Genomic DNA, 23725 nt, shown 5'->3' on the forward strand with positions numbered 1-23725 from the left:
CCGCGTCCGGCGACGGCCGCCGTGCCGGGCGCGGGTGTTCGTTCGGGTACTCGGAAGCGATCCGAGGGCAGCGGCGTGCGCTGGGCGCCGATCACCTCACCTGAGGCTCCAGTGCTGGTTGGCGCCGCCGCCTGCGTCCCAGACCTGGACCGGGGCCCCGTTGCCACTCTGCCCGTCGGGGATCTCCAGCGCCCGGCCGGAAGCGACGTTGGTCAAGGTGTACGAACCATCACCGTTACGGCTCGCCCGCCAGTGCTGGTTCGCACCGCCATTGGCGTCCCAGATCTCCATCCGCGTGCCATTGCCCGTCTGACCACCCGGCTCGTCCAGAACCCGCCCACTGCCGACATTGGTCAGCGTGTACGACCCGTCACTGTTCTGACTCGCCCGCCACTGCTGGTTCGCGGCACCACCGTTGGCGTCCCAGACCTGCAAAGGCGTGCCGTTCCCCGTCTGACCGCCGGGCACGTCCAGCACCCGCCCCGCAGCGACGTCGCTCAGCGAGTACACCGCGCCCGAGACGATGCCTCCGGGGCCCCCCGGGTTCCCCGCGCTGCCGCCCAGCGCAGACAGGGCCGCGTCGTAGGCCGGCTTCTTGTTGCCGTTGCGGTCGAACAGCAGCGGATTGTCCCCGCTGCGCCAGGAGTCGCTGTCCCTGATCCCCCACACCGTCATGCCGGTGCAGCGGGCCACGTTCATGCACGCCTGGACTGTGTTGGCGTACGCCGTCGGCGGCGCCTGGGCGATGTCGAGTTCGGTGATCTGGACGTCCACGCCGAGGGCGGCGAAGTTCGACAGCGTCGTCTGGAAGCCGGCCGGCGGGCCGGCGGTGCCGAAGTGGCTCTGGAAGCCGACGCAGTCGATGGGCACACCGCGCGACTTGAAGTCGCGCACCATGTTGTAGACGCCCTGGGTCTTCGCGTCGGTCCAGTTCTCGATGTTGTAGTCGTTGTAGCAGAGTTTGGCCGAGGGGTCGGCGGCCCGTGCTGTGCGGAAGGCCTCCTCGATGAAGCCGTTGCCCAGCACGTCCTGAAACACCGAGCTGCGGTGCTGGGAGGAGCCGTCGGCGAAGGCTTCGTTGACCACGTCCCACGCGTAGATCTTGCCCTTGTAGTGGTTCATCTCGGTGGTGATGTGGTTGTCCATCACGCTGCGCAGCGTGTTGGCGTCCCTGATTCCGCCCACCCAGCCGGGCAGTTGGGAGTGCCACACCAGCGTGTGGCCGCGCATCCGCTGCCCGTGCGCGGTGGCGTGGCTGACGATCTGGTCGGCGGGGCCGAAGTTGAAACTGCCGCGGGACGGTTCGGTGGTGTCCCACTTCATCTCGTTCTCCGGGGTGATCATGTTGAACTCCCGGTCGAGAATCGTGGAGTACGTCGGGTCGCCGAGCTTCCCGGCAGCCACGGCCGTGCCGAAATAGCGGCCGCTGCCGGCCGCGGCCGAGCCCAACGTGCCGGAAGCCGCATGGGCGGCGGGGGACGCCGTCCCGGTCAGGACCAGTACCGTGCCGGCTGTCAGTCCGGTGGCCAGGGCCAGGGCCTTGCGGAGGCGGGGCTGCTCGTTGTGCGAGGACATCAAGGATCGGTCTCCTTGTGGTGGGGGGTGGGGCACCGATTGCGAGTCGATGCTGCGGTGGGGTCGGATCACGGAGCCGAGGTGACCGGCAGAGCGGTCCACTGCTGGTTGGCGCCGCTGTTGCAGTCCCACAGGACCAGTTGCGTACCGTCGGTGGTGGACGCGCCGGGGTCGTCCAGGCAGCGGCCGGAGACCGGGTTGCGGTAACCGCCGTTGTACGCCTGCCACTGCTGGTTGGCGCCGCCGTTGCAGTCCCAGATCTCGATCTTCGTGCCGTTGGCGGTACCACGGCCGGTGGCGTCGAGGCACTTGCCGAGGGCCCGCAGGGTGCCATCGGAATGTGCGGACCACTGCTGCGCTTCGGAGCCGTTGCAGGACCAGACGTCCGCGGCGGACCCGTCGGCGCTGCTGCCGCCCTTCACGTCCAGGCACTTGCCCGCGACCTCGGAGCGCACCTGCCCGCCCGGGGAAACCGGCGGCTTGATCCAGCCCGCCGCGTCCGCGGCCTGGACCCCGGCGTTGAAGGCGTCCGCCATCTTGCGGAAGCCGTTGTCGTTGGGGTGCAGGGAGTCGGACAGATCCGCGGTGGTCAGAGCGCTCAGGTCCACCAGGCGTACGTGTTTGCCGGCAGCCTGCTCGGCCTGGACGATCCCGGGGAGCTTGGCGTTGAACGCGGGCCGGTTCGCCTCCTCGGTGCCGCTGGTGGAGATGATCAGGGTGCCGACGAGGACGGTAGCGTCGGGGGCGTCTCGGGTGATCTGGTCGATGAGCGCATGGAGCCGGTCGGTGGCGGTGGGGACCTCGTAGTTGCCGTTCAGGTCGTTGGTGCCGATCTCCAGGGTGACCACGTTCGGGCGGTAACGGGCCAGCACGTCGTCCGCGATGCCGGCGATCTGGTCGATCCGCCAGCCGGAGTGGCCCTCGTTGTCCGGGTCGGACATGGTGCCGTTCCGGCCCGAGCCGACGAAGTCCGGGGCGTGCCCCTCGGCCGACAGCTGGTTCCACAGAAAGCCCCGGTAGCCGTTCCCGGACGGGCTGCCGACGCCCCAGGTGATCGAGTCGCCCAACGGCATCAGGCGCAAGGCGGCGGGCACGGCGGCGGCCCGCACGGCGGACGGTGGCGCCTCGGTACCGGTGGCGGCAGCCGCGGGCGACGCGAAGCCCACGCCCAGCGCGGCCGTCAGCGCCGCGGTCAAGGGGGCCGAGTACTTCTTCATCAGCGTTCCTCACTGGTGCGGGACAGTGGGTGGGGTGAACGAGCCCGCGAGCGGTCAGCGGGGGGTGAAGTCCTGGTTGCTGCCGGCCGTGTTCTTGCAGGGCCACTGGTCGAGCTGCTGGCCGAGGTTGCTGCCGCCGCCGTGGACATCCAGGCACAGGCCGCTGTTCTTGTTCTGGAAGGCGTAGGAGCCGTCGGACTGCTGCACCGGAAGCCACAGACCGCCGGCCGCTCCGTCCGGGGCCTGCTGCACGATGTCGGGGGTACCGGCGGCTGTGGAGCCGCCCGACACCGCGACGACCAGCCCGGAGTTCTGCGCCTGCAACTGCCCGTAACCGTTCGAGACCGGCACGAACCGGAACTGCTGGTTGCTCTGCCCGTTGCAGGTCCACTGCTCGACCGCGGCACCCGCGCTGCCGGAGTTGCCGTACACGTCCAGGCACAGGTTGTCGCTTCCGATCACCATCTGGCGGTAGCCGGTGGGGAAGCCGTCGCCACCGCCGCCCGACGACCTGACGCCTGCCTGCTGGATGACCTGCCTGGCGCCCAGCGGCCAGTCGGTGCCGCTCACCTGGACGTTGCCGGTGAGGACGTTGTTGTGCGGAGGACCGGTGGCCACGTAGGTGTTGCCGCCGTTGTACCAGTTGCCGGAGAAGGTGCTGTCGTCGGTGTGGTTGTTCCCGTTGGCGTTGGTCAGGGCCCAGTTACCGGCGTCCTGCACCACGTTGTTCGACACCGTCAGATACCGGGAGCCCTCATCGAGGTACAGGGCGGTGGTGTGCCTGTTGTCGTACATGTAGTTGTCGGAGATCACCGAGCCGGGGTTCGCGGACAGGCTGTAGATGCTCCCGCCGTCGAACATCGCGTTCTTGGTGTCGAAGACCAGGTTGTGGGAGACGGTGTTGTTCTTCAGCGTCGTGGGAGTGCTGTAGACGGGCTGGTAGGTGTACGTGCCCCGGTTGACGTAGTCCTGGCTTCCGCCCGGGTCGTTGACGCCCCAGCCCCAGCCGATGTCGATCCCGTCGTAGGGCAGGTGGTCGCACTGGTTGTGGGTGATCGTCGCGTTCGTGACGTAGGTGGACAGGATGGCCGCGGTCTCCTTGTAGTCCGTGCCCACTCCGCTGACCCGGTTGTCGCTGATGACGATGTTCTGGTTGGTCATCTGCGGATTGCCAGGGTGGTGCGCGTCGGGCTGGATGCCCCCGACCTGGATGCCGCTCCCGGCGTCGTCGGTGAAGGTGTTGCCGTTGATGGTGATGCCGCTCGCGCCGAGGCCGGTGCCCGAGGCCGTGGCGACGCCGTCGTTCCCCACGCCCAGCCCCGCCTGCCCGAGTTCGGAGAACGTGTCGCCGGAGAACGTGATGCCGGTGGCGGCGGACACCTGTACGGCCGCGGGCATCTGCGCCCAGTGGTTACGGGTGGCCTCGAACTGCGTGCACCCCGACTTGCAGGTGCTCAGCCAGTTGGCGGGCATCGTGTAGGCGCCGGTGATGTGGGCGCCGCTCTGCTGGTCCGCGTAGCCGTCGGGTCCGCTCGGACCGAGCCAGGAGGTGCCCGTGAACCGGATGCCGGTGAAGCTCAGGCCGGCCGCCGGTGAGCCGTAGCTGCCGCTGATGTCGAGGAGGCTCTGCAACCGGGGCAGTTCGATGTCGAGGCTGCCGGGCTTCTGCCCCGGCTGGGCCCGGTAGTACAGGTCACCGGTGGACGAGTCCAGATACCACTGTCCGGCCTGCTGCAGGAACGCGTAGTTGTTCTCCAGGTACATCGTCCCGCCGGCGAACGGCGCGTTGACGGTGTCGTAGCCCCAGGAGTTGTTGTTCCACGCGGGCTGCTGCATGGTGATGGTCCTGCCGCTGATCGACTGGACCGGCGCGTAGCGGTCGGTGAAGGAGTTGACGCTCTCGACTTCCATGTGGTTCTGGTCCGAGAGGCCGGCCAGGTAGTCGAGGGAGGAGTCGGTGACGGTCAGGCCGGTCTGGGTGAAGGTGAAGCCGGAGCGGGGCACCTGGATCGCCGCCCGCGGCGCCTCCTTGCCGTTCACGTACAACTGGCGCGTGGTCACGCCCGTGCCGACGTGGACCGACCAGATGTTCTCGCTTTGATCATGCACCTGCCAGCCCGTTACCTGCTGCGCGCCGGTCACGACCGGCTGCTGCCCGGGCACGGCCTGGTAGGTGATGGTGTGGCCGTTCTGGCCGCCGTCGCCGGAACCGAAGGTCAGCGGCTTGGACAACCGGTAGGTGCCACCGGCGAGGTAGACCACGACGTCGGAATCGGCCGAGAGCCGGTGCGCGGGCTGCTGCACCTGGTCGAGGGTGGCGAACGGCTGATCGGCGGTGCCGTTCCCGCCGGGAGCCGCATCCGGCGCCACGTACAGGGCGGCGGCCGCTTGGCTTCGGGTAGGTACGGCACCTGCGGGCCCGGCCGTGGTCACGCTTGCGGCCAGTAAGGCGAGCAGGGCCACCGGGGCGGCCCAGAGGCCGCGGAGCACTCTGGCTCTGGACATCGTCATCCTCCAGTGGGTGGCGCGTGTGGCCCGGTGGTGCCGGGGCGGTGTGGCGGGCTTCGCCGTCGATGTCTCCCGCACGAGGCGCCCGCCCGGGGCGAGCCCCCAGGGAGGCCGGGTGGTGCGGCCGGACGGTCGGACGATCCCGGGGCTGTCCGACGGGCGCCGGATACGCGGCGGCCTGCGTCCGGCGGCGAGCGGCCCGTGGCCGACGTCGAGTCGACCACGGGCAGTACCGTTCAGGTCAGTTGAGGCTCCATCGCTGGTTGGTTCCACCGTTGCACGGCCACAGTTCGGCCAAGGCCCCGTTGGCCGTGGAGGCCCCGGTGACGTCGAGGCAGAGTCCGGACTGAGTGCCGGTGACGGTGCCGTCGGAGTTCAGCTGCCACTGCTGGTTGGCGCCGCCGTTGCACGGCCAGGTCTCCACCTTGGTGCCGGCGGAGGTCTGGTTGTCGTACGCGTCCAGACACATCCGGCTGCTGCCGCTGTACACGGTCAGCTCGCCCGAGGACGTGTGGGTCCAGGTCTGGTTGGCCCCGCCACTGCAGTCCCAGATCTGCAGTTGGGTGCCGGCCGTCGTGGACGCGTTCGGCACGTCCAGGCACTTGCCCGCGCCCACCGCGTGCAGCGCACCGGTGCTCGTCCCGCCGGAGGAGTCGCTGTAGCCGGCCGCGGTGATGTTGGCCTGGACCGCGTTCTCGGTGGCGTCCGACGGGTAGCCCGAGGTCATCACGCCTTCGTAGAAGGTGCCTTGGGCGCCCTTGCTGTTGTCACCACCGGTGCCGAGGATGATGGCGCCCTGCTTGCGCATCGGGTTGTAGCCCTGCACGTTGGGACGCGGCCCCTCGAAGAAGGTGGACAGGTTGCCGGACTGCGCGTTGCCGCCGCGGATCGCCCAGTGGTTGGGTCCGCCCTTGACGATGGCGGTCGTGTACCGGTAGTTGATGGTCGGATCGCCCGCGTTGTAGTGCTGGTTGACCCCGGAGAACAGGCCGTTCTCCAGGTCGGCCATGATCCACGGACCGTTGCCCGAACCATAGCCCCACACCCTGATGTTGCCGAAGTAGATGGCCTCCATGGTGCCGTTGCCGTCGTCGTTGCTGTTCGTCTCGGCGTTGCCGTAGTCGAAGCAGCATCCACCGTTGTAGTGCGTGCCGTCGAAGATCGCGTACATGCCCTCGGGGCTGTCTCCGGTCGCGATGCCGCTGGTGCGGTTGTCGCGGTACCCCGTGCCGGGCGCCACGAAGACGCCGTAGGCCTTGTGACCGCCCACCATGGTGGGCGCGGCGGTCGCGTTCGCGAGGTTGTCGGGCCCGCCCGCAGCACCCCCCGGGGGCGCCTGGGTGAGGTTGTTCCCTCGGCCGGACTGGTCGTAGATGATCGTGATCAGACAGCTCGTCCCCGAACAGAACGAGTCCTGCGCGGCGGCGTCGGCATAACCGCCCGCGCCCAGGACGCCGATGTCCCGGGTGGTGTTGTCCGAGGCACGCCGTACCTGGTAAAGCGGCCCGTCGTACGAGCCGTACAGCGCTCGCGTCGTGCTGTGGGCCGCCACACACGGCGTACCGCCCGCCGCATAGATGTCACACGGCCCGGAGGCCGCGGCCCCGGCTGTGCCGGCCGTGGCCGTGGCACCGATCAGAGTCCCGGCGACGAGCGCGGCCGCGGCCCCCGCCCGGGCGAGCACGGTCCGCCCGGAGCGGGGCGAGCGCGCCGGCGGAGGAACGTGTGCCTGCTCCGGCACGGTGTCCCGCCGGTCGCGGCGTCGCACCGCCGCGAGGAACAGCCGCACGCCACCGCGGCCGGACAGCAGGTGGCGTCTTGCACGTATGGTGCCCATCTGGTCTCCCCACCGTGCCGGCGCAACCCGGTCGGGTTGGTGGCGCCGGCGATCCGGAAGCGCTTGAACGAGCTGTCTTTGCAGCGAGATTGCAGAGAGGTTTCGGGGGGAGACGGTGCTCCCGATTCCGCGGGCCGTCAAGAGTAAGGAGCCCCCTGTTGCGCATGTTGTCGCGGAATCGATTCGAAGGCTGAATCCTGCGGTTCCAAGCGCCCGGGGCGGCCGAGACGCTGCGGTGCGACGGCAGGCGGACGGCGGCGTGGCCCGCCGTCGCGCGGGCTCGGCGGCCCGTACGAGTGTGCGCCGACCAGGCGCGGGTGATCCGCCACCATGCCGATGAGCAGGGAGGAAGGGCGCCGATCCGGGACGACGGAAGGCCGGTGAGGAAGACACTGGCCCACCCGGCGGTGCCTCGAGCCGCGCGTGGGTGCCGCATCCGCCTCGCGGCACGCCATTGACCCCGCACACCGCCGGTCGTAGCATCCCGTCGAAGCGCTTGCGCCGAATCGATTCGCACGACGCATTCCGGCAGTCATGAGACGCGGAACGCGTGACGGTTTCGGCGTCCGGACACCGTTCCCCGCGGACTCATGGCCCTCGGACATCCTGCGTCCTTCGTCCGCCCGGGCCTGCCACGGCGCGCAGCCGTCTGCGCGGCGCCGCGGGGCACCCGGCGCTCGTCCGGCTCCAGCCACGACGAGCCCTTCGGGCGGCTGCAACGTGGTACATGCGGCTCTCCGCCGGGGACTCATCACCCATGCGCCACACGGTCGCAGCGAGGTGGCGCCGAAGCCGAGGAAGGCTCGATGAGACGAAACCCGGCCGCCCGGCCACGGCTGTCACAACTCCGTCAGCGAGCGCGGTCGTGCTGACCCGTCTGCGCGGGGCGAGGCGGTCACGCGCCGGAGGCCGGATCGACGACCGGCACCGTGGCGCCTCCGGCGCCCGGACGGATGTGGAAGGGGTCCCGTGTTCCGTCCGGCCCGGTCCCGGCCCGGCCGCTCCGCCAGGCGTACCAGGCGATCGCGGCCGTGCAAGGGCGCACGGCGCTCCCGTGCCCTCGGCCCTCACGGCCACGGCAACCGCTCCCCCTGCCTTGTCCACTCGGCCGCGGACACGCCCCCGGCCTCCGGGCTCGCGCTCGGAGCCGACTGCCGCAGGAGGACGGACTCATCGAGTCCGTCACCGGCACCCCGGCCCGCATCCCGCCCAAACGATCCGCCGGCACCGACGTCACAACCCTGGAGACCGGCAAGGAGGTCACGGATGACGAGAAGCTCCCTACCTTGTTCGCGGTGGGTCGGTCCCGGTCATTCGTAGGATCGCGGAGACCCCAGGGGTCTGGGTGTGGGCCCAAAAGCTCATGCCGAAGATCGTGGCTTTCAGTGATTGGCCGCCCTGACGCCGCGACGACACGGCCACTGATTGGGATGCGCGAGCAGTCGCTTCGTAGGGACACGTCGGCGTGGTCGTCTGCGGGAACACAACGACGCGAGCTACTAGAGGCCCAGGTTGGCTGAGCTGTGGGCGGGGACGGACGCGGGGAAGGCCGAGCACCACTGCGCGGTCATCGACATGAGCGGGACGAAGCTGCTGTCGCGGCGGGTGCCCGACAACGAGGGGCGCATCATGCGCAGCGCTCTGCCTGGGAAGGCATGTGGCACCTCTACTGCTGGGCGGCGGCACCGCGCCCTTGGCCATGCGCGCGCGCAGCGCTGGGCGTCCTGCGCTTCCTGGCGAAAGGACGAAGGGGGCTTGGAGCGGAACCGACGGGAGGTGCAGCGGCAACAGGACTCCGCTGGGCCTGGGTTCGTCCGGCCTCGGCGAATCCACGTCCGGCCTCGCCTGAGCACTTAAGCACCTTGAGCGCAGGAGAGCACTCGGCTGCTGGCCAATTCGTCGCCAGTCCCGAGGAAGTCGACGGCCTGGAGAGATGGACGCTCCACCGGCTTCGCCAGACCCATGCGCTGGAGCTGGCCTCCCGTCCCGGTCGCGTTCTCGCGGCCAAGAAGCTCACGGGGTTCCGTATCCGGGCGCTGGCCGGTTCCCCAGCCCGCGGAGCCGAAAGGGCGCGTTATATCGTGAGCGCGCCGCTCATGCGCGCTTTGCTCTGGCGTTCGGTCAGCCGGGAGCCGGACTCGCGGCGGGCGGCGCGGCGCAGCAGCGGGACGGCGAGCAGGAAGCCGACGACGGCCCAGCCAGCCAGCACCAGCGCAACCGTCGGCAGTTGCCAGGAGCCGGACGGCTCTGCGGCCTGCGCGGCGTCCGGCAGCAGGGCCGAGCGCACGCCCTGCGCCATCCACCGGAGCGGGAAGACGGACGCCACGTCCTGAACCACCACCGGCAGCCGGCCGATCGGGAACATCGCCCCCGAGGTGACCAGCAGCGCCATTGCGGGCAGCATGATGACCGCCAGCGCTTCGCGGGCGTTGGGCAGCACGGCGCCGATGGCCGCGCCCAGCGGTACGACGGCGAGCAGACCGAGGCCGATGACCCATATAAGCGTCAGCCAGCCGCCGGGGCTATGCGGCAGCGGCCCGTTCACGAGCAACGCGGCGGCGCCCAACAGGACGGTGATGATGCCCATCGCCATGGTGACGATCAGCACGGACTTGGCGATGAGATAGGCCGGTATGCCGCCAGGCGTGGCCCGCAGCCGCAGCAAGGTGCCGTCGTCGCGCTCGGTCACCAGGATCTGCGGGAGGTTGATCAGCCCGACCTGGAACAGCAGATACGCGGTGAACCCGGCAATCGTCAGATGCGCGGCGGGGATATGGGTGCCAGGCAGGTCGTCATGGATGAAGGAGGCGACCATGAGGGCGATCACTACATTGCTGAGGCAGCCGACGAACTCCTTGCGGTCGCGCAGGAGGTGTCGCACCTCGATACCGCCGCGCCGCAGCCCGGCCTGCCATGGGAGCAGCCGCCGACGGCGGGCGCGGGCCGGTCCCGAGGCGCCGCTGGTCCTGTCGTCACCCCCGTCCGGCGCGCTGGTCCCGCCCCGCGCGGTCCTGTGCCGCACCGCTGTCATGTTCGTCTCCCTCATGTGAAACGTTCCTCCCCTGTCCCGGCGCCTACCAGGGCTGTGTTGTCAGCGGGCCCGGCGTCAGCGTCGCTCCCGCCCGTGGCGCCGCCAGCGTGCTCGTGCACCATGTGCAGATAGGTGTCTTCCAGCGTCGGGCGGCGGACTTCCAGGTCTGCGATCGGCCCATCGGCCACGCGGTGCAGTTCCCAGACCAGCAGTGAGGGGTCCGCGGTGCGCTCGCGGCGTGGCGCGCCGTCCGGTGCTGTCCAGCGGACCTCCGCCTGGGCCGCGGCCCGCCGGGCGAGCTCGGCGGGTGTGCCGCAGACCCGGATACGGCCGTTGACCAGCATCGCTATCCGGTCGGCGAGACGCTCGGCCTCGGCTAGGTCATGGGTGGTCAGCAGGATGGTGACGCCCTCGTCGCGGGCCAGTCGCTCGACCAGGTCGTGGAACTCGCGCCGCGCCTCGGGGTCGAAGCCAGTGGTGGGTTCGTCCAGGAAGAGGAGCTCGGGGCGGCCGATGATGCCGAGCGCGACGTCGACCCGCCTGCGCTGGCCGCCGGACAGTTGGTCGACTCGGTGCCGGGCTCGGTGGGTGAGGCCGACCAGCTCCAGCAGCTCTTCCGGCTCGCGCGGATCGGAGTAGTAGGTCGCGAAGTGCCGCAGCAGTTCGGCAACCTGCCAGCGGCGGTGGTCGCGCCACGATTGGAGCACCAGGCCGATCCGGCCGCGCCAGGCGTCGTCGGCGTGCGCAGGGTCCTTGCCGAGGACCCGGACCTCGCCGGCGGAGCGCTGCCGGAAGCCCTCCAGGATTTCGACGGTGGTGGTCTTCCCCGCGCCGTTGGGGCCGAGTAGAGCGAAGATCTCTCCGCGGTGGATGTCCAGTTCGACGCCTTGAAGCACCTCGGTGCTGCCGTACGACATCCGCAGCTCGCGTGCGAAGACGACCGGTTGGCGGGAACCGGCGGCTGTGGTGGGGGTGCTGGTCATCGGCTCGCCTCCGCGTGCTGCTGTTCGGGTGCCGTCTGCTGCGCCACCGCGGGACCCGCGCCCTCGACGATGGCGCGGAGAGCGGCGACATGGCCTTCGAAGGCGGTGCGCCCGCGGGCTGTCAGCCGTACCTTGGTGCGGCGTTTGCGCCCGCCGCCTTCCTTGCGGATCTCCAGATACTCGGCCTCTTCCAGGGTGTGCAGTTGCTTGGAGAGCGCGGAGTCGCTGAGCGAGAGGCTGTCGCGGATGAACGGGAAGTCGGCCCATTCTGTGGCGAACAGCAGGGCTACCACCGACAACCGCGTGGAGGGATGGATCAGTTCGTCGAAGCCCGTGGGGGTGCTCATGGGCCCGCCTCCTCGTGAGTGGCTTGTGTGGCGTGGCCGCGCAGCGCCCGTTCGCGGAGGGGGCTGACCGCCCAGCGGTTCGCCGGTCCCGTGAAGAGGACGAACACGGCCGCTGCGGCAGTGGCCGTGATCAGGCTGGGGCATGGCAGGGCGAGTGAGTCCGCCAGGTGGTCGGCAAGCAGGATCGTGCCGCCGGTGAGGCACCCGCCCGCGATGAACGTGGCGAGGCTGCGCCAGCTGTACCGGGAGCGGTGCAGCCGAATCCGGGTGCGGCGGCTGTGGACGACGGCCAAGGTACCCAGGACGCCGACATAGGCTGCGAGCGTCAGCCACAGGCCCCACGCCGGGAGCTTGAGCCCCATGCTGGCGAGGAAGACCCACATGACCGCGGCCGTGATGTAGGTCGCCTTGGGATCACCGTGCGCGCATCGCTCGATCTCGTCGTACACCCGCTCCTGCGGCACCCGGATCCGCTGGAGATCCTGCCAGGCCTGCTCGGCATCCACCGGTGTGGTCATGCCATCGCCTCCCCGAAGACGTTGCTGGACCGCCGGGGCGCGCTGGACCGGGTCAGGCCGGACCGCCCCCGCGTTTACTTGCCTACTGGGAAAGTTATCTCGAACTTTCCTGCTAGGCAAGTCGAATGGCCCCGTCGCGCCCCTGCTGGTCAGAAGCTCTTGGGCAAGGACAGCGACCTGACCGGCCTAACTGGGATTCCGGGCCGCGTTCCCGGCCTGCCCTGTTGCCGCAGTCGCAGGAGGCACCGGTGACGGGTTGGATGAGGACGTCGTGGTCGCGGACGTAGGCGGCGACCACGAGGGTGACCCGGTACTCGCCGGTCGCGGCGGAGGACTGGAGCCTTTCGAAGCAGGGAACGGCGTCGCCGGCCAGCTCACCCCGGGCGACCTGGTGGCGGACGCGGGCGCACACACCGCCTACTTCACAGCGCCGGCCTCCCGCCTCGTCGGGCCTGGCGGCCGGGCCGTCGCCATCGAGCCGTCCCCCGTCTTCCACCGGGCCCTGACGGGGAACATCCGCGGCCAACGGGCGCTGCGGCAACGTTCGCACCGTCAACGCCGCAGTCTCCCGACTCCCCGGGGTGGATGGCCTTCTACCCGGAGCACTCCACCGAACTCGGCGGCACCACCGCCGTCCGCCCGCGCGCCGTGGAAGCCTCCTTCGAGGCCGACGTGGCACCGCTGTCGCACCTGCTCACCGAGGAGAACCTCGCCGCCGTCCGCCTGATCAAGCTCGACGCCGAGGGCGGCGAGGCCGCGGCCGTGCGCGGGCTCGCCCGGCCCTGCCCCGGCTACGCGACGACGCCGAGTCGGTCATCGAAGTCCCCCCGCAGGCCGCTGACCAAGCAGGGCCGGGCCGTTGCACCGTGTACATCGTCTACGGACCCGCACCCCCGCGGTCCCTGGCGCGGGCCCCCGGCTGTGACCGCGCTGCCCGGCGGCCGGGCCGCGGCAGCCGCTCTCGCCGCTGCTGGAGGTGTCCGGGTCGGAGTGTGAACCGGAGGTCATTCACGCAGCCGCATGTATCGCCCGGCCGTGTGGTCTGCGGGGTCAGGATGGCTTGAGGTCGGTGCGCGGGTCGATGGCCCAGTGGTTGCTTCGTAGGACTCGGTCCGCGAACGTGACGTCTTGCTCGGTGATGAAGCGGAAGCCGAGGGATCGGCAGATGCCGTTCGAGGCCCCGTTGCTCGTTGCCGGGAACGCGTGCACGACGCCCCAACGGTCTTCGTCCCGGGCCCGTTGGAGAAGGGTTCGGGTCGCACGCTTGCCCAGGCCACGGCCCTGGAATTGCGGCAGGATCATCCATCCGATCTCCGAGATGGGCCCTTCGCCGGTGTCATGAGACCAGATGGTCACCGCCCCGGCCACCACGTCGGGAGTGTCCGGATCGGGAATGATCATCTTGATCCAGGAGACGTCAGCGGCCGCCTCAATGGCGTCTCGACGCACCTTGTCGGGCATGCGTTCACATGGCAGTGGGCCGCCGAGATCGGCCATCATGACCGGGTCACACCGCAGCCGGACGTAGGCGTCGACGTCGTCCGGTGTGACGTTGCGCAACTGCACGGAGTCCTCCTTGCCGCTGTACTCGGAACGGTCACATGATGCGAGGCGGCGGTCATCAGCGGTCTGGATCCCGCTTACTTGGCCTGAACCGGACCTTCCTCAATCGAGGATCTCAGCGACGGCGGACTGGGCGGTTTTCTCGTCGACGAGGGACTTGCCGCCGGCGAACGTGGCGACGAGGGACGGCGGGCAGAGGTTGTCGACCGCGCGGGGGAAGCCGCGCGAGGTGGTGTGGATCAGGGTGATGGCGTCCTCGGTGAACGGTTGGTCGCTGCGGCCGGCCAGGGCCGAGATGGTGCCTGATGTAGCTGGCCGTCTCGGTGTCAGCTCATGCCGGGCATCGTGTAGCGCAGGGCGGTTCCCTGCGCAGTGTCCTGGTCGCGACCGGCACCTCCCGTCCCGCGACGAGCACCTCGTCGCTCTGGAGAAGTGGATCGCTGCGACGGTCCACGCCCGCAGCGACCTCGCCGAACGCCGCATCCTGCACTGCTTCGCGGTCTGGCACCACCCGCGCCGATTCCGGCGCCGCCTCGGCGAAGAGCCCGCCACCCGGCTCCAGGACCTTGAACGTGCGCTGCCACGTCACCGCGGCGAACAACTTCCTCGACTGGCTCACCGGTGAAGGGCTCACGCTGGGGACTTGCACCCAGACGGACCTGGAAAGCTGGGTGGCCGACTCCAAGGTCGGCTACCGCGACGAGACCGGCCACTTCGTACGCTGGTCGGTACAGCACCGGCCTGCCCACGGTCTGAACCTACGGCACCGTCCGCTGGACCGGTCCGCTCGGCACCATCGACAGCGAGACACGCTGGGCCGACGCCCGCCGTCTCCTTCAGGGGTCTGCTCATCACATGGACTGTCGCACCCAGGGCGGTTCTGCCCCCTCCGCGGGCTGAGGGGGCGACTGGTGGCCGTGGTTCAGTGGGAGGACGGGGCCGATGAACTCACGACCGGGGCGGCGACGGGTTGGTCAGTGGATCCGTCGATGAGCCGGCGTCCGTCCAGCGGCCGCGTCAGTGTTGCATGGGCCGGCACGAGTGCGGCGTTGGCGGGACATCCCTGTCCGGACTTCTCACGGGTCACGACCTCGATCGTCAGGGTCACGGTTCGAGGCGCCTCTCGGGCCGAAAGACTGTCGGTCTGGCAGCCGCCCCCCACCGCCTCGACGGAAAGAACGCGTCCGTCATGGCTGACGGAGATGGGACGCCCGGACGAGAAAGGCTGTGTGCCGCTCTGAACAAACGGAGCAGTCGGAGGGCCGCCCTGCTTGACGGCCTGGTCCGCCTTGCCGCACGCGCTCAGCACTGTGGAGGCGGCAATCACGAGGAACACCGCGACGGTTCGTCTCATCATGCTCCTTGGACGGACCGAAGCTCTGCCAGGTTCAGTGGCAGGGCAGGAATATCGCGTGAGCGCACGAAGGGGGCCGGTCCCGCCGTGCCCGTCCTGTGATCCGCTCCCGTCAGCGATGCTTTTCCGGTGCGGCCGAGGAGCGTCGACGGTGCCCTTCACGACGGCGAGGCCGGCAGGGATCGCGGCGACGGCCGCCGACTGGAGTGTGGACAGGGCGACGATGCCGGTCGTGCCGGCGGCGAGGAGGAGGCCGAGGAACGCCTCTGTGTACGTGAGGACCTGCGCTCGACGATGTCGGCGAGGAGCCTCGAAGTGCCGTCGGTGGCCGGACTCCCTCACATGGTTGACCTCACATGGTTGACCTCACATGATTGACCTCACATGGTTGACCTCGCATGCCCGTTCAGCGGCGACACGCCACTGCCGCGTCCGGAGACGGGAGAACCCGAGGCGCAAGGCTCCCTCCCCCGTAGCAACGACCGCGCCTCACGCGTCCCCAGGCGCTGGGCGGACGCGAGCACCTGATGCTCGTCGCCCACCCTTCCCGGGGCCCGGGCGAGGGATCGCGTCGCCGTTGTCGGCGGTCGGCTCCGATGACGGTGCGCTTCACCTCCCGGTTCGGGTCCCGGTCACCGCCGGTTCACGAGCCCCCTGAACCATTGCAGGATCTTCGGGTAGGAGACCAGCGCCGAGCCCGTGTGGTCTACGTTTCCGGCGTTGACGATCGGCGCGTCGACTCCGTTGGCCGCCAGAGCGTGCCGGCAGGACAGCGTGTTGGCGAGAGCGACGTCGGTGTCCAGGTTGCCGTCGTAGAGGCGGACGGGGGCGTGCGGCGTCCAGTCGGTGCACACGGCGTCATCGGTGCGCAGGATCCGTGCGAGCACGCCCTTGGGGTGCTTCAGACGCTCGATGAAGTGAGGGGTGAGCAGTTCCTCCGGGGTGCCCGGGAGCCTGCCCGCGATCTCCTGGTCAGGGTGGCTGCCGTCGAAGAGGGCGGTCACGGTGCTGGCGTAAGGAGGGCGGAAGGCCTCGGCGGGCGAGCTGTAGAGGGGGTGGAGCCGGTTCCAGGCGGTGATCACGTACGCGAGGTAGAAGGTCGCGGTCCGTGGTGCCAGCCGGCCGTCGAACGCGGCGGGGATCTCGGCGCCGCTGAGGTCGTACGGTCCGCTCACGGGCGCAAGCGCCGTCAGCCGCAGGCCCGGGACGGCGTTGCGCTGCAGGGCCCGGCCCAGGCCCATGGCGGTGGTGGCTCCCTGGGAGAAGCCGGTGACCATGACCTTTCCGTCCGCGATCACCCCCTTCTCGGCCTCGAAGGCCCGCGCGGCCTTCAGCATGTCGACCGAGGCCGTGGTCTCCGAACCGATGTCCATGTAGGGGTGCGGTCCGGTGCCGAGTCCCAGGCCCAGGTAGTCCGGGGCGACGGCGGCGAAGCCCGCGCCGGCGAACATCACCGTCACCGCGCGGTCCGCGCCGTCGGTGACCGACCCGGCGCCGCCCCGGTAGGCGAGGGTGCCATGGGTGTACGAGACGGTAGTGAGCTGTCGCGGGCCGTGGCCGGATGCGGCACGCGGCAGCGTGACCAGGCCGCTGGCGACGGTCGGTCGACCGGTCGCGGTGATCGTCCGGTAGGTGATGCGGTAGACATCGGCACCGTTCTTCGCGGCGGCTGGGGCCACGAAGCCGCTCTCCTTGACGTATGCGGTGGCCTGGGCGGCGTTCATTCCCTCCAGTTCGACGGCGGAGACCAGCGTTCCGCGCTGCGGTCCCGCGACGCGCGCAGGCCCGGCGGCCAGGGCCGGGGCCGCGGTGCCGGCCGCGACGGACAGGCAGATCGCGGCGCCCAGAGCCGCACGGCCGCGGCTGCGGCGTGGGCGCCGGAAGGGGCGGGTGGGCTGGGTCGAGACGTCTCGCCGGCTGGGTGCCATCGCTTGGTCCGTTCTCTGGAGAAGGGCTGTTGACAGAGCAGCACTCTTCCGTTCCCGGCTTCCTGAGCCCATGAGGTTGCTCCCCCGACCGGGGTGGGGGGAGCAGGGTGGGGTACTCCCCAGGGGCGCCGTTGGTCAGGATCGACCGGCAATGGATCACTGGAGGCGTCGGGCGGCGGCACGGAGGTGGGGTGGCGCCGGTTCCAGGCGGTGATCACGTACGCGAGGTAGGAGGTCGCGGTCCGTGGTGCCAGCCGGCCTTCGAAGGCGGCGGGGATCTCGGCGCCGCTGAGGTCGTACGGTCCGCTCACGGGGCCAAGCGCCGTCAGCCGCAGGCCCGGGACGGCGTCCGGCAGCAGGGCTTGCAGCTCCTGAAGGTGCTTCGGCGGCGGTTGTGCCGCGTTCGGCCAGGCTGCGCGGCTCTGAAGCAGTGGCAGGTACAGGTTCGGCGCAGGCGCTCAACGCGGTGTACCCGGGCAGGAGCGGGCGGCCCGCTTTCACGTCTTCTGCTCAGGCTCCTTGTCCGCGCTGTTCTGGATCTGGGCGAGCACGGTGGCGAGGTCGTGCACCTTCCGCTCGGGCTCGGCTCGAGTCGCGTGCGGAGCTCAGCGAACGGGGCGACCGGGACGAGTCGCGGCTCCGGCATCTCCCGCCGCGGCACCCTGGTCGAAAGGGGCTCCGTTCGACCGCGGCGGCCTCCTGAGGCCGTGGCGCGGACAGGACCTCGCCGACATGCTGCCGCGCAATCAGCCACTCCTGCGCATCCGTCTTCGTGTCTGCGAGCGCGGCCGGCAGTCGATCGGCTTCCTCCGGCTGCCCGGCCAACCTCCGTTCTGCTTCCAGCAAGACCACGACCGTCGCCTGGGCAGCGGCGGGACCGGGACGGGTCCCAGGCACCCGAAATCGCCGGGCTGTGCACCCCGTGGCGCCGAGCAAGCGCGCGGGCGCCTTGTCGTCTGTGGCTGGAAGCGCCGCGTCAGCCGAGCTGTCCTGTCGGCCGCATGGTGATGTGGTTGATGTCCACGCCCGCGGGCTGGTTGACGGCGAAGACGATCGTGTCAGCGATCTGCTCGGCGGTCAGCGCCGGCGACGCCTCGGGGATGCCGCCGCGCTTGTCCCAGAACGGGCTGTCCACCACCCCGGGGGCGATGACGGTCACGCCGATCCCGTCCTGGCCGACCAGCAGCCGGGTGTTCTCGGCCAGGGCGTGCGCGGCCCACTTGGTGACCGAGTACAGGTTGCCAGGCGTGTTGCGCACCCCGGCGACCGAACCGATGATCACGATCCGGCCCTTGGACTCCCGTAGATGCGGCAGGCTCTCCCGCACCAGTAGGGCCGGCCCCAGGACGTTGGTGAGGACCATGGCGCGCATGTCCTCGGGGGCGTGACTCTCCAGGTTGCCGGGAAGCGAGAAACCGGCGTTGGCGATGACGTTGTCCAGCCTGCCCCACGCGTCCACCACGCGGCGCACAGCTGAGGCGACATCCTCCGCGTCGCCGGCGTCGCCCGTGAGCGTCAGCAGCCGCTTGCCCGCTCCGGCCGAAGTGGCGAAGGCGGCCAGCTTGTCAGCGTCCCGCCCGGTGACGGCCACGCGGTGGCCCTGCTTGAGCAGGGTGCGGGCCGTGGTGGCTCCTATTCCGGTCGATCCGCCGGTGATCAGCGTGACGGGTTCCATGTGACGGCCTCCTCAGGGATGTGGTCATCGGTGCTACAGCAGAGGACCGGATGTCGGATGACCGCGAAGTGGCGCGTGAGGTCGACCGACCCGGGTCTCAGGCTCCGAGACGCACGCACTCTACCCAGAGATCATTACGCCGCGCTGTGCACCATCGCCGACCGACCACGCTGCCGTTCCAACCGACCGAACCAGCACTGAGAGTTCCGTGCCGGGCCCAGCACGGCAGGCAGACTCTGCCTGCGCAACGCACCGCAATCCCCTCCCCCGGCGGGCATGGTGCCGGGGGCCGCCCGGAAGCCCGGGGCCATAACGGCGGAGGGGGCGACGCTGGCCAAGAGTGCGGTCGCCTACGACGCGGGCACTCTCAACCGGGCACGGGAGGCCGGCGCCCTCTCACGGGCTGGTACCAGGCGTACATCACCTTCGCCGACTATCCGACCGCGGCTCGGGCCTTCCGTGCCGGGGTGCAGGCTTGCAAGACACCATCGAGCACACGACGCAGGCACTTGACTCGGCCGTGTCCTGGGGAGTCGTGAAGGAAGGGCAGCCGACCCTGTATGAGCCCGAGGCCAGCGCCTTTGGCGGCCTGGAAGGTACGGCGATCAGCCACCGAATCCTGCATACCGACAGTCTCGGAGTGCGCTGGATTACGACCGTTTGCCGACGATCACGTGGAAGCGCTTCTCGACGCCGAGGCCACGTCCCTGCTCGTGCTCTCGATCTTCCTACGCGCCGCCGGGCGTGGAGGGGGGTGACAGGGTGATGTGTGGGGACAGATCGAGGAGCGGCGACTACTGCCCGCTGACGTAGCTCTGGACAAACTGAGCGCCATGGTGGAGCCGATGGGCAAGCTCCTCGCGCTGGACGCTGGCTCCGCTCTCTGGCGATGGACCGCTCCGGCACTTGCGCGGCTGGACGGCCTGCATGGAGCGCAGTGGTCAGGCTCTCGAGGAGGCAGCGACTGCGGGCCGTCTCGGGCTCGGCTTACGCGGCATTGTGGCCAGGCATGTCGTGTTTCACCGGAACCACATGGGGTTCAGCATCCGCCAGCAGGCCATCTGGCCCCGCGGAGCGCGTGAAGCACTGCTCGGTCAGTGACCGAACGCCGCTGTCCGCGCGGGCGCCTACGCTCGAACGCATGAGCAGCCCCATCTCGCTGGCCGCCCTCGAACCGGTGTTGCCGCTCCCGCGCCACCTCGCTGGCCGGTATACCTTGTCACTTACGCTGGCGCGGCCTGTCGGGCAGCACCACCTATGTCCCGGCGACGAACAGTCGCCACGCATGCCGACGACGTCTCCCGCCTGCTCACCGCCTTCACCTCAAAGTCCGCACTCGGCTACGGCACCAGTCTCGGGGCCCTGATGTCGTCGGAGGTGACCGTCAGGCACCACGGGCAGGGATACGGGGAAAAAGTCCAGGGCAGCGGACGGCCGCGCGCTGCTACGGTCGGGCACCATGAGCTGGCTTCCCGATGACTTCGTCCACCCTGTCCTGGTACCGCTGCCGGGCGGTGGGCATCACCTGCGGCCGATCCGGGAGGCGGACACCCCGCTCGACTATCCGGCTGTGATGGGTTCGCGCGAGCGGCTGTGGACCATCTTCGGCCCGGCCTGGGGCTGGCCGGCGGCTACCATGACCTACGAGGCAGACCAGGCCGACCTGTTGCGGCACGAGAAGGAGATCGCCGCACATCTGTCCTTCAACTACGCGCTGTTCGACGCGGCGGAGACAGCTCTGCTCGGCTGCGTATACATCGACCCGCCGGAGAAGGCCGGCGCGGACGGCGAGATCTCCTGGTGGGTGGTGGACGAGCTGGTGGGCAGCAAGGTCGAGCAGGCCCTCGACGCGCTGGTGCCGCAGTGGATCGCCGCCGACTGGCCGTTCGAGCAGCCGCGCTTCCTCGGCCGCGAGATCTCCTGGTCGGACTGGCTCGCCCTGCCGAAGCATCCCGACGCGTAAGTGGTTGTTGGCCCTACCGGCCTTGCGGGCTGCCGATCGAACGGGATCCTGACGGAGGGCAGCTGATGAACCCCCACATGCACCTGCCGTAGACGGCTACGCCGACACCACCCCAGCCTCCGGCAGCGGCTGGGGCACCGCCACGTCCGACTTGATCCACTCCCCCGCCGGCGCCGACCAGGTCGCCATCGACGCCCCGACCACTGTGTACGCCTGCATCACCCTCGCATCGTCTGTGGCCGCTCGGCGCTTTGCACGTTCTCGAAGCTGACGGCCCTGCCTCGCTGCTGGAGGTGGAAAGCCGCATGGCCTTGGTCCCCCGGACGCCTGGGACGACCCGAGAGACATCCAGCTGACCCAGCTCGGTGACGACGCCGTCCTGGCCGAACCGGTTGAGCCGGGACGATCTCGACGCCCGCTTCCCCGGGCTCCTGGACCTCGCGATCCCGCAGGGCCGCGAGGCGATCGCCGGCTGGTGACCCCGGCCCGGCGGCGGACCTCGGCGCCCGGCGCTCCGCGGCCGGCCTGTGCGGTCGCCCGCGCGGCCGGTGACGACACGTCAGCCCGTCGGCATGCCGACGCCCTCGCGCTCCAACGCGGCGCGCAGCAGCGCGAGCGCCTGCGCGGTGGCCGACGTCAGGCAGGGGTCGAGGGTGCCCTCGACCAGCTCCGCGAGCCGCTCGGTGAAGGTCCGCTCGGCGGCGTCGGCCAGGCGCGTGCCGTCGTCGGTCAGCACCAGCAGGGACGAGCGGCGGTCGGCCGGATTCGGCTGCCGGGCCACCCACCCGTGCCGTTCCAGGCGGTCGACGCTCTTGCTCGTCGCCCCGATCCCGACCGCGAACTCGGCGGCGAGGTCGGCCACGCGTGACCGGGGGTGGTCCCGCACGTGGCGCAGGAACTCGAACTGCGAGGTGACGATCCCGTGCCGTTCACGCAGCCGGTCGTTGAGCGCGTTGTACAGCCGCGTCTCACAGCGGACCAGGCCGGCGAAGAACGCCTGGAGATCGGGAGCGGAGCCACTTGATTTATATGCCACGGCATATACTGTAACGGCATCCACTTGCAGAGGTCCAACGGCGGAGGGACACCCATGAGCAGGGAACAGCGCGCGCGGCTCGACGCGATGGTGCGCACACCACGGCCCGAGGGCCCCCGGTCGGTCGAGGAGATCCGATCGGGCTTCGCGGCGCTGATGGCGACGATGATCGTGCCGGACGGGATCCGGACCACGGAAGTGACGCTCGCCTCCCGGCGGACCCTGCTGGTCGAGCCGGCGGCCCGCCCACGCCCCGGGACGATCCTGTACTTCCACGGCGGCGGCTTCGTGTTCGGCTCCCCCGAGACCGCGCTGTCGCTGACGGGGAACCTGGTGGCCAGGACCGGCTTCAGGGCCTTCTCGCTCGACTACCGGCTCGCCCCCGAGCACCCGTTCCCCGCGGCCATCGAGGACGCGCTCGGTGCCTACCGCGCACTGCTCGACACCGGCGAGGACCCGTCGAGCGTCGTCTTCGCCGGGGACTCCGCGGGCGGCGGCCTCACGGTGACGACCTGCCTGGCGGCCCGCTCCGCGGGAGTGCCGCTGCCGGCGGCGATCGTCGCCTTCTCCCCCGGGCTCGACGGCACCCGGACCGGCGAGAGCATGGACGGCAAGGCCGGCGCCGACCCCTTCTTCACCCGCGAGGGCCTGCAGCACACGGGGGCGATGTACCTCGCGGGTCAGGACCCGCACCAGGAACTGATCAGCCCCGCGCTCCTCGCCGACCTGACCGGTTTCCCGCCGATGCTGCTCCAGGTGGGCACCAACGAGGTGCTGCTGGACGACTCCACGCGGATGGCCGCGCGCGCGAGGGACGCCGGGGTGGACGTGATCCTCGACGTCACCGCCGATGTGCCGCACGTCTTCCAGTCGTTCACCGGCCGGCTCGACGAGGCGGACCAGGCGCTCGACCGGGCGGCCCTCTTCCTCACCCAGCACCTGCGCGCGCCCGGAAAGCCGGCCGTGCCGGCGTCGTAGCGCGGGCCGTGCTTCTCGTCCGGCCGTACATCCATTGTGCGCCGAACGGCCCCCGGCCTGCCTCCTCCTGGCGGATGATCATGGGCACGCCGACAGGCTCTACGGTGAGGGCGGCGAAGGACGTACCCGACCGAGACGGAGCGCCGCATCATGCCCACCCCACCCCCGCACGAGCGATACGTCAGCCGGGGCGGACTGGACCTGGCCGTGCACGACCACGGCGGGGACGGTCCGCCGCTGCTCCTGCTGCACGGCGCCGGACGCACCCTGGCCGACTGGGCCGCCGTGGCACCGCGGTTGACGCGGCGGCACCGGGTCGTCGCCCTGGACCTGCGGGCGCACGGCCGCTCGGGGTCGGGTCCGTGGACGTTCTCCGCCGTCCTGGACGACGTGGCCGCGGTCCTGGACGCCCTCGCCCTCCCGCACGCCGTCCCCGTCGGTCATTCGCTCGGTGGAATGGTCGCCGTCCTGTACGCGGTGGCCCACCCCGAGACGCCCGCCGCGATCACCCTCGACGGCCACGGATACGGCCGGCCCGAGCAGTACGTCGGGCTGGACCCCGCGTACGTCGGCCGCAGACTCGACGAGGTCCGGGGATTCGCCGCCCAGGCGGCGGGCCGGGCACTTCCGGCGCGGGACATGGAGGCCGTGCTCGGCGCGCAGACGGCGATGGCCGAGAGCCTCGGCATTCAGCGCGCGCTGTTCGACGCGGGACTGCGCAGGGCGCTGGCCGAAGGCGAGGACGGGACGCGGTGGTTGCGGCCCGAGCGCGAGCCGGCGCTGCAGATGCTCGCGGCCATGGACGACCTCGACCTGTTCGCCCTCTACCGCCGCACGCGCCGCCCCCTGCTGATCTGCCGGGCGGCACGGCCCAACCCGCCCACACCCGGCCTGCCGTGGTTCGACGAACTCATGGCCGCCTACGGCGAGGGGCTGACGCGGGACCTGCGCGAACTGGCGGGGAGCCGGCTTCATGTCACGGTCGAGGACATCGACGCCACGCACGCCATGCTCCTGGAACGGCCCGATGAGGTGGCGGCACGGATCCTCGCGTTCACCGAGCTTCACCACCGGGCCCGGGACTAGGGTCCCGGCAGCAACGTTTGCCCGTCGAGGAACGGCGTCCGGTGCGTGCTGTCGGCGTGCCGGCCGGAAGTCCTCGTACTGGGCGTACTTGGGGCTTTCGGCCGGTGCGGCGAGTGGGGGCACCTC

The 23725-nt window shown here is 70.4% G+C and carries 18 protein-coding genes and 1 pseudogene; 5 read left to right on the forward strand and 14 right to left on the reverse strand.

All coding sequences use genetic code 11. The annotated features are described in order from the left end of the window. Nucleotides 1-99: 99 nt before the first annotated feature. From ACZ60X_RS27100 to ACZ60X_RS27135, 8 genes and pseudogenes are all read right to left on the reverse strand, one after another. Nucleotides 100-1575, reverse strand: a pseudogene (locus ACZ60X_RS27100) (glycoside hydrolase family 10 protein); the annotation flags it as partial. Nucleotides 1576-1643: 68 nt separating this feature from the next. Beyond that, nucleotides 1644-2792: a ricin-type beta-trefoil lectin domain protein gene (locus ACZ60X_RS27105; RefSeq protein ID WP_469603503.1), complete on the reverse strand. Its 1149-nt coding sequence runs from the start codon at nt 2790-2792 to the stop codon at nt 1644-1646. 54 nt (nt 2793-2846) lie between these two features. Continuing rightward, a complete protein-coding gene (locus tag ACZ60X_RS27110) occupies nt 2847-5297 on the reverse strand; it encodes an RICIN domain-containing protein (RefSeq protein ID WP_469603506.1) in 2451 nt (816 codons plus the stop codon). 244 nt (nt 5298-5541) lie between these two features. Then, a complete protein-coding gene (locus ACZ60X_RS27115; RefSeq protein WP_469603508.1) occupies nt 5542-7137 on the reverse strand; it encodes an arabinofuranosidase catalytic domain-containing protein in 1596 nt (531 codons plus the stop codon). A 2074-nt stretch (nt 7138-9211) separates the two neighbouring features. Then, nucleotides 9212-10183: an ABC transporter permease gene (locus ACZ60X_RS27120; RefSeq protein WP_469603511.1), complete on the reverse strand. Its 972-nt coding sequence runs from the start codon at nt 10181-10183 to the stop codon at nt 9212-9214. Next, complete coding sequence (locus tag ACZ60X_RS27125) at nt 10180-11151, reverse strand: ABC transporter ATP-binding protein (RefSeq protein ID WP_469603514.1); 972 nt, start codon at nt 11149-11151, stop codon at nt 10180-10182. The genes ACZ60X_RS27120 and ACZ60X_RS27125 overlap by 4 nt, the downstream gene beginning before the upstream one ends. After that, nucleotides 11148-11498 carry a transcriptional regulator gene (locus tag ACZ60X_RS27130; RefSeq protein WP_469603517.1) on the reverse strand — a complete coding sequence of 117 codons (351 nt, stop codon included), beginning with the start codon at nt 11496-11498 and terminating at the stop codon, nt 11148-11150. The genes ACZ60X_RS27125 and ACZ60X_RS27130 overlap by 4 nt, the downstream gene beginning before the upstream one ends. After that, nucleotides 11495-12016, reverse strand: coding sequence for a hypothetical protein (locus ACZ60X_RS27135; RefSeq protein ID WP_469603520.1), 522 nt, complete (start codon nt 12014-12016; stop codon nt 11495-11497). Before ACZ60X_RS27135 ends, ACZ60X_RS27130 begins: the two co-directional genes overlap by 4 nt. Nucleotides 12017-12601: 585 nt before the next feature. On the opposite strand from ACZ60X_RS27135, the gene ACZ60X_RS27140 reads away from it, so the two are divergent. Continuing rightward, nucleotides 12602-13012 carry a class I SAM-dependent methyltransferase gene (locus tag ACZ60X_RS27140; RefSeq protein ID WP_469603522.1) on the forward strand — a complete coding sequence of 137 codons (411 nt, stop codon included), beginning with the start codon at nt 12602-12604 and terminating at the stop codon, nt 13010-13012. Between the two features lie 54 nt (nt 13013-13066). On the opposite strand, the gene ACZ60X_RS27145 is transcribed toward ACZ60X_RS27140, so the two are convergent. Both ACZ60X_RS27145 and ACZ60X_RS27150 read right to left on the reverse strand, forming a co-directional pair. After that, nucleotides 13067-13582, reverse strand: coding sequence for a GNAT family N-acetyltransferase (locus ACZ60X_RS27145; RefSeq protein ID WP_469603525.1), 516 nt, complete (start codon nt 13580-13582; stop codon nt 13067-13069). 328 nt (nt 13583-13910) lie between these two features. Further along, nucleotides 13911-14198 carry a hypothetical protein gene (locus ACZ60X_RS27150; RefSeq protein WP_469603527.1) on the reverse strand — a complete coding sequence of 96 codons (288 nt, stop codon included), beginning with the start codon at nt 14196-14198 and terminating at the stop codon, nt 13911-13913. Nucleotides 14199-15062: 864 nt separating this feature from the next. Here ACZ60X_RS27150 and ACZ60X_RS27155 point away from each other — a divergent pair. Further along, nucleotides 15063-15311 (forward strand): hypothetical protein, encoded by a 249-nt coding sequence (locus ACZ60X_RS27155; protein WP_469603530.1) that lies wholly within the window; start codon nt 15063-15065, stop codon nt 15309-15311. A 254-nt stretch (nt 15312-15565) separates the two neighbouring features. On the opposite strand, the gene ACZ60X_RS27160 is transcribed toward ACZ60X_RS27155, so the two are convergent. Together ACZ60X_RS27160 and ACZ60X_RS27165 are read right to left on the reverse strand one after the other, a co-directional pair. Then, nucleotides 15566-16861, reverse strand: a complete 1296-nt coding sequence (locus tag ACZ60X_RS27160) for an alpha/beta hydrolase family protein (RefSeq protein WP_469603533.1) — start codon at nt 16859-16861, stop codon at nt 15566-15568. Between the two features lie 976 nt (nt 16862-17837). Further along, complete coding sequence (locus ACZ60X_RS27165) at nt 17838-18536, reverse strand: SDR family oxidoreductase (protein WP_469603536.1); 699 nt, start codon at nt 18534-18536, stop codon at nt 17838-17840. A gap of 1459 nt (nt 18537-19995) precedes the next feature. On the opposite strand from ACZ60X_RS27165, the gene ACZ60X_RS27170 reads away from it, so the two are divergent. Beyond that, nucleotides 19996-20499, forward strand: coding sequence for a GNAT family N-acetyltransferase (locus tag ACZ60X_RS27170; protein ID WP_469603539.1), 504 nt, complete (start codon nt 19996-19998; stop codon nt 20497-20499). Between the two features lie 96 nt (nt 20500-20595). On the opposite strand, the gene ACZ60X_RS27175 is transcribed toward ACZ60X_RS27170, so the two are convergent. Then, nucleotides 20596-20721 (reverse strand): hypothetical protein, encoded by a 126-nt coding sequence (locus ACZ60X_RS27175; RefSeq protein WP_469603542.1) that lies wholly within the window; start codon nt 20719-20721, stop codon nt 20596-20598. Nucleotides 20722-21058: 337 nt separating this feature from the next. Beyond that, nucleotides 21059-21535, reverse strand: coding sequence for a MarR family winged helix-turn-helix transcriptional regulator (locus tag ACZ60X_RS27180; RefSeq protein ID WP_469603545.1), 477 nt, complete (start codon nt 21533-21535; stop codon nt 21059-21061). 54 nt (nt 21536-21589) lie between these two features. On the opposite strand from ACZ60X_RS27180, the gene ACZ60X_RS27185 reads away from it, so the two are divergent. Both ACZ60X_RS27185 and ACZ60X_RS27190 read left to right on the forward strand, forming a co-directional pair. Further along, nucleotides 21590-22513 carry an alpha/beta hydrolase gene (locus ACZ60X_RS27185; RefSeq protein WP_469603549.1) on the forward strand — a complete coding sequence of 308 codons (924 nt, stop codon included), beginning with the start codon at nt 21590-21592 and terminating at the stop codon, nt 22511-22513. Between the two features lie 150 nt (nt 22514-22663). Next, complete coding sequence (locus ACZ60X_RS27190) at nt 22664-23599, forward strand: alpha/beta fold hydrolase (protein WP_469603552.1); 936 nt, start codon at nt 22664-22666, stop codon at nt 23597-23599. The last annotated feature ends 126 nt before the right edge of the window (nt 23600-23725 follow it).

The sequence above is a fragment of the Streptomyces sp. NPDC104106 genome (assembly GCF_055584345.1).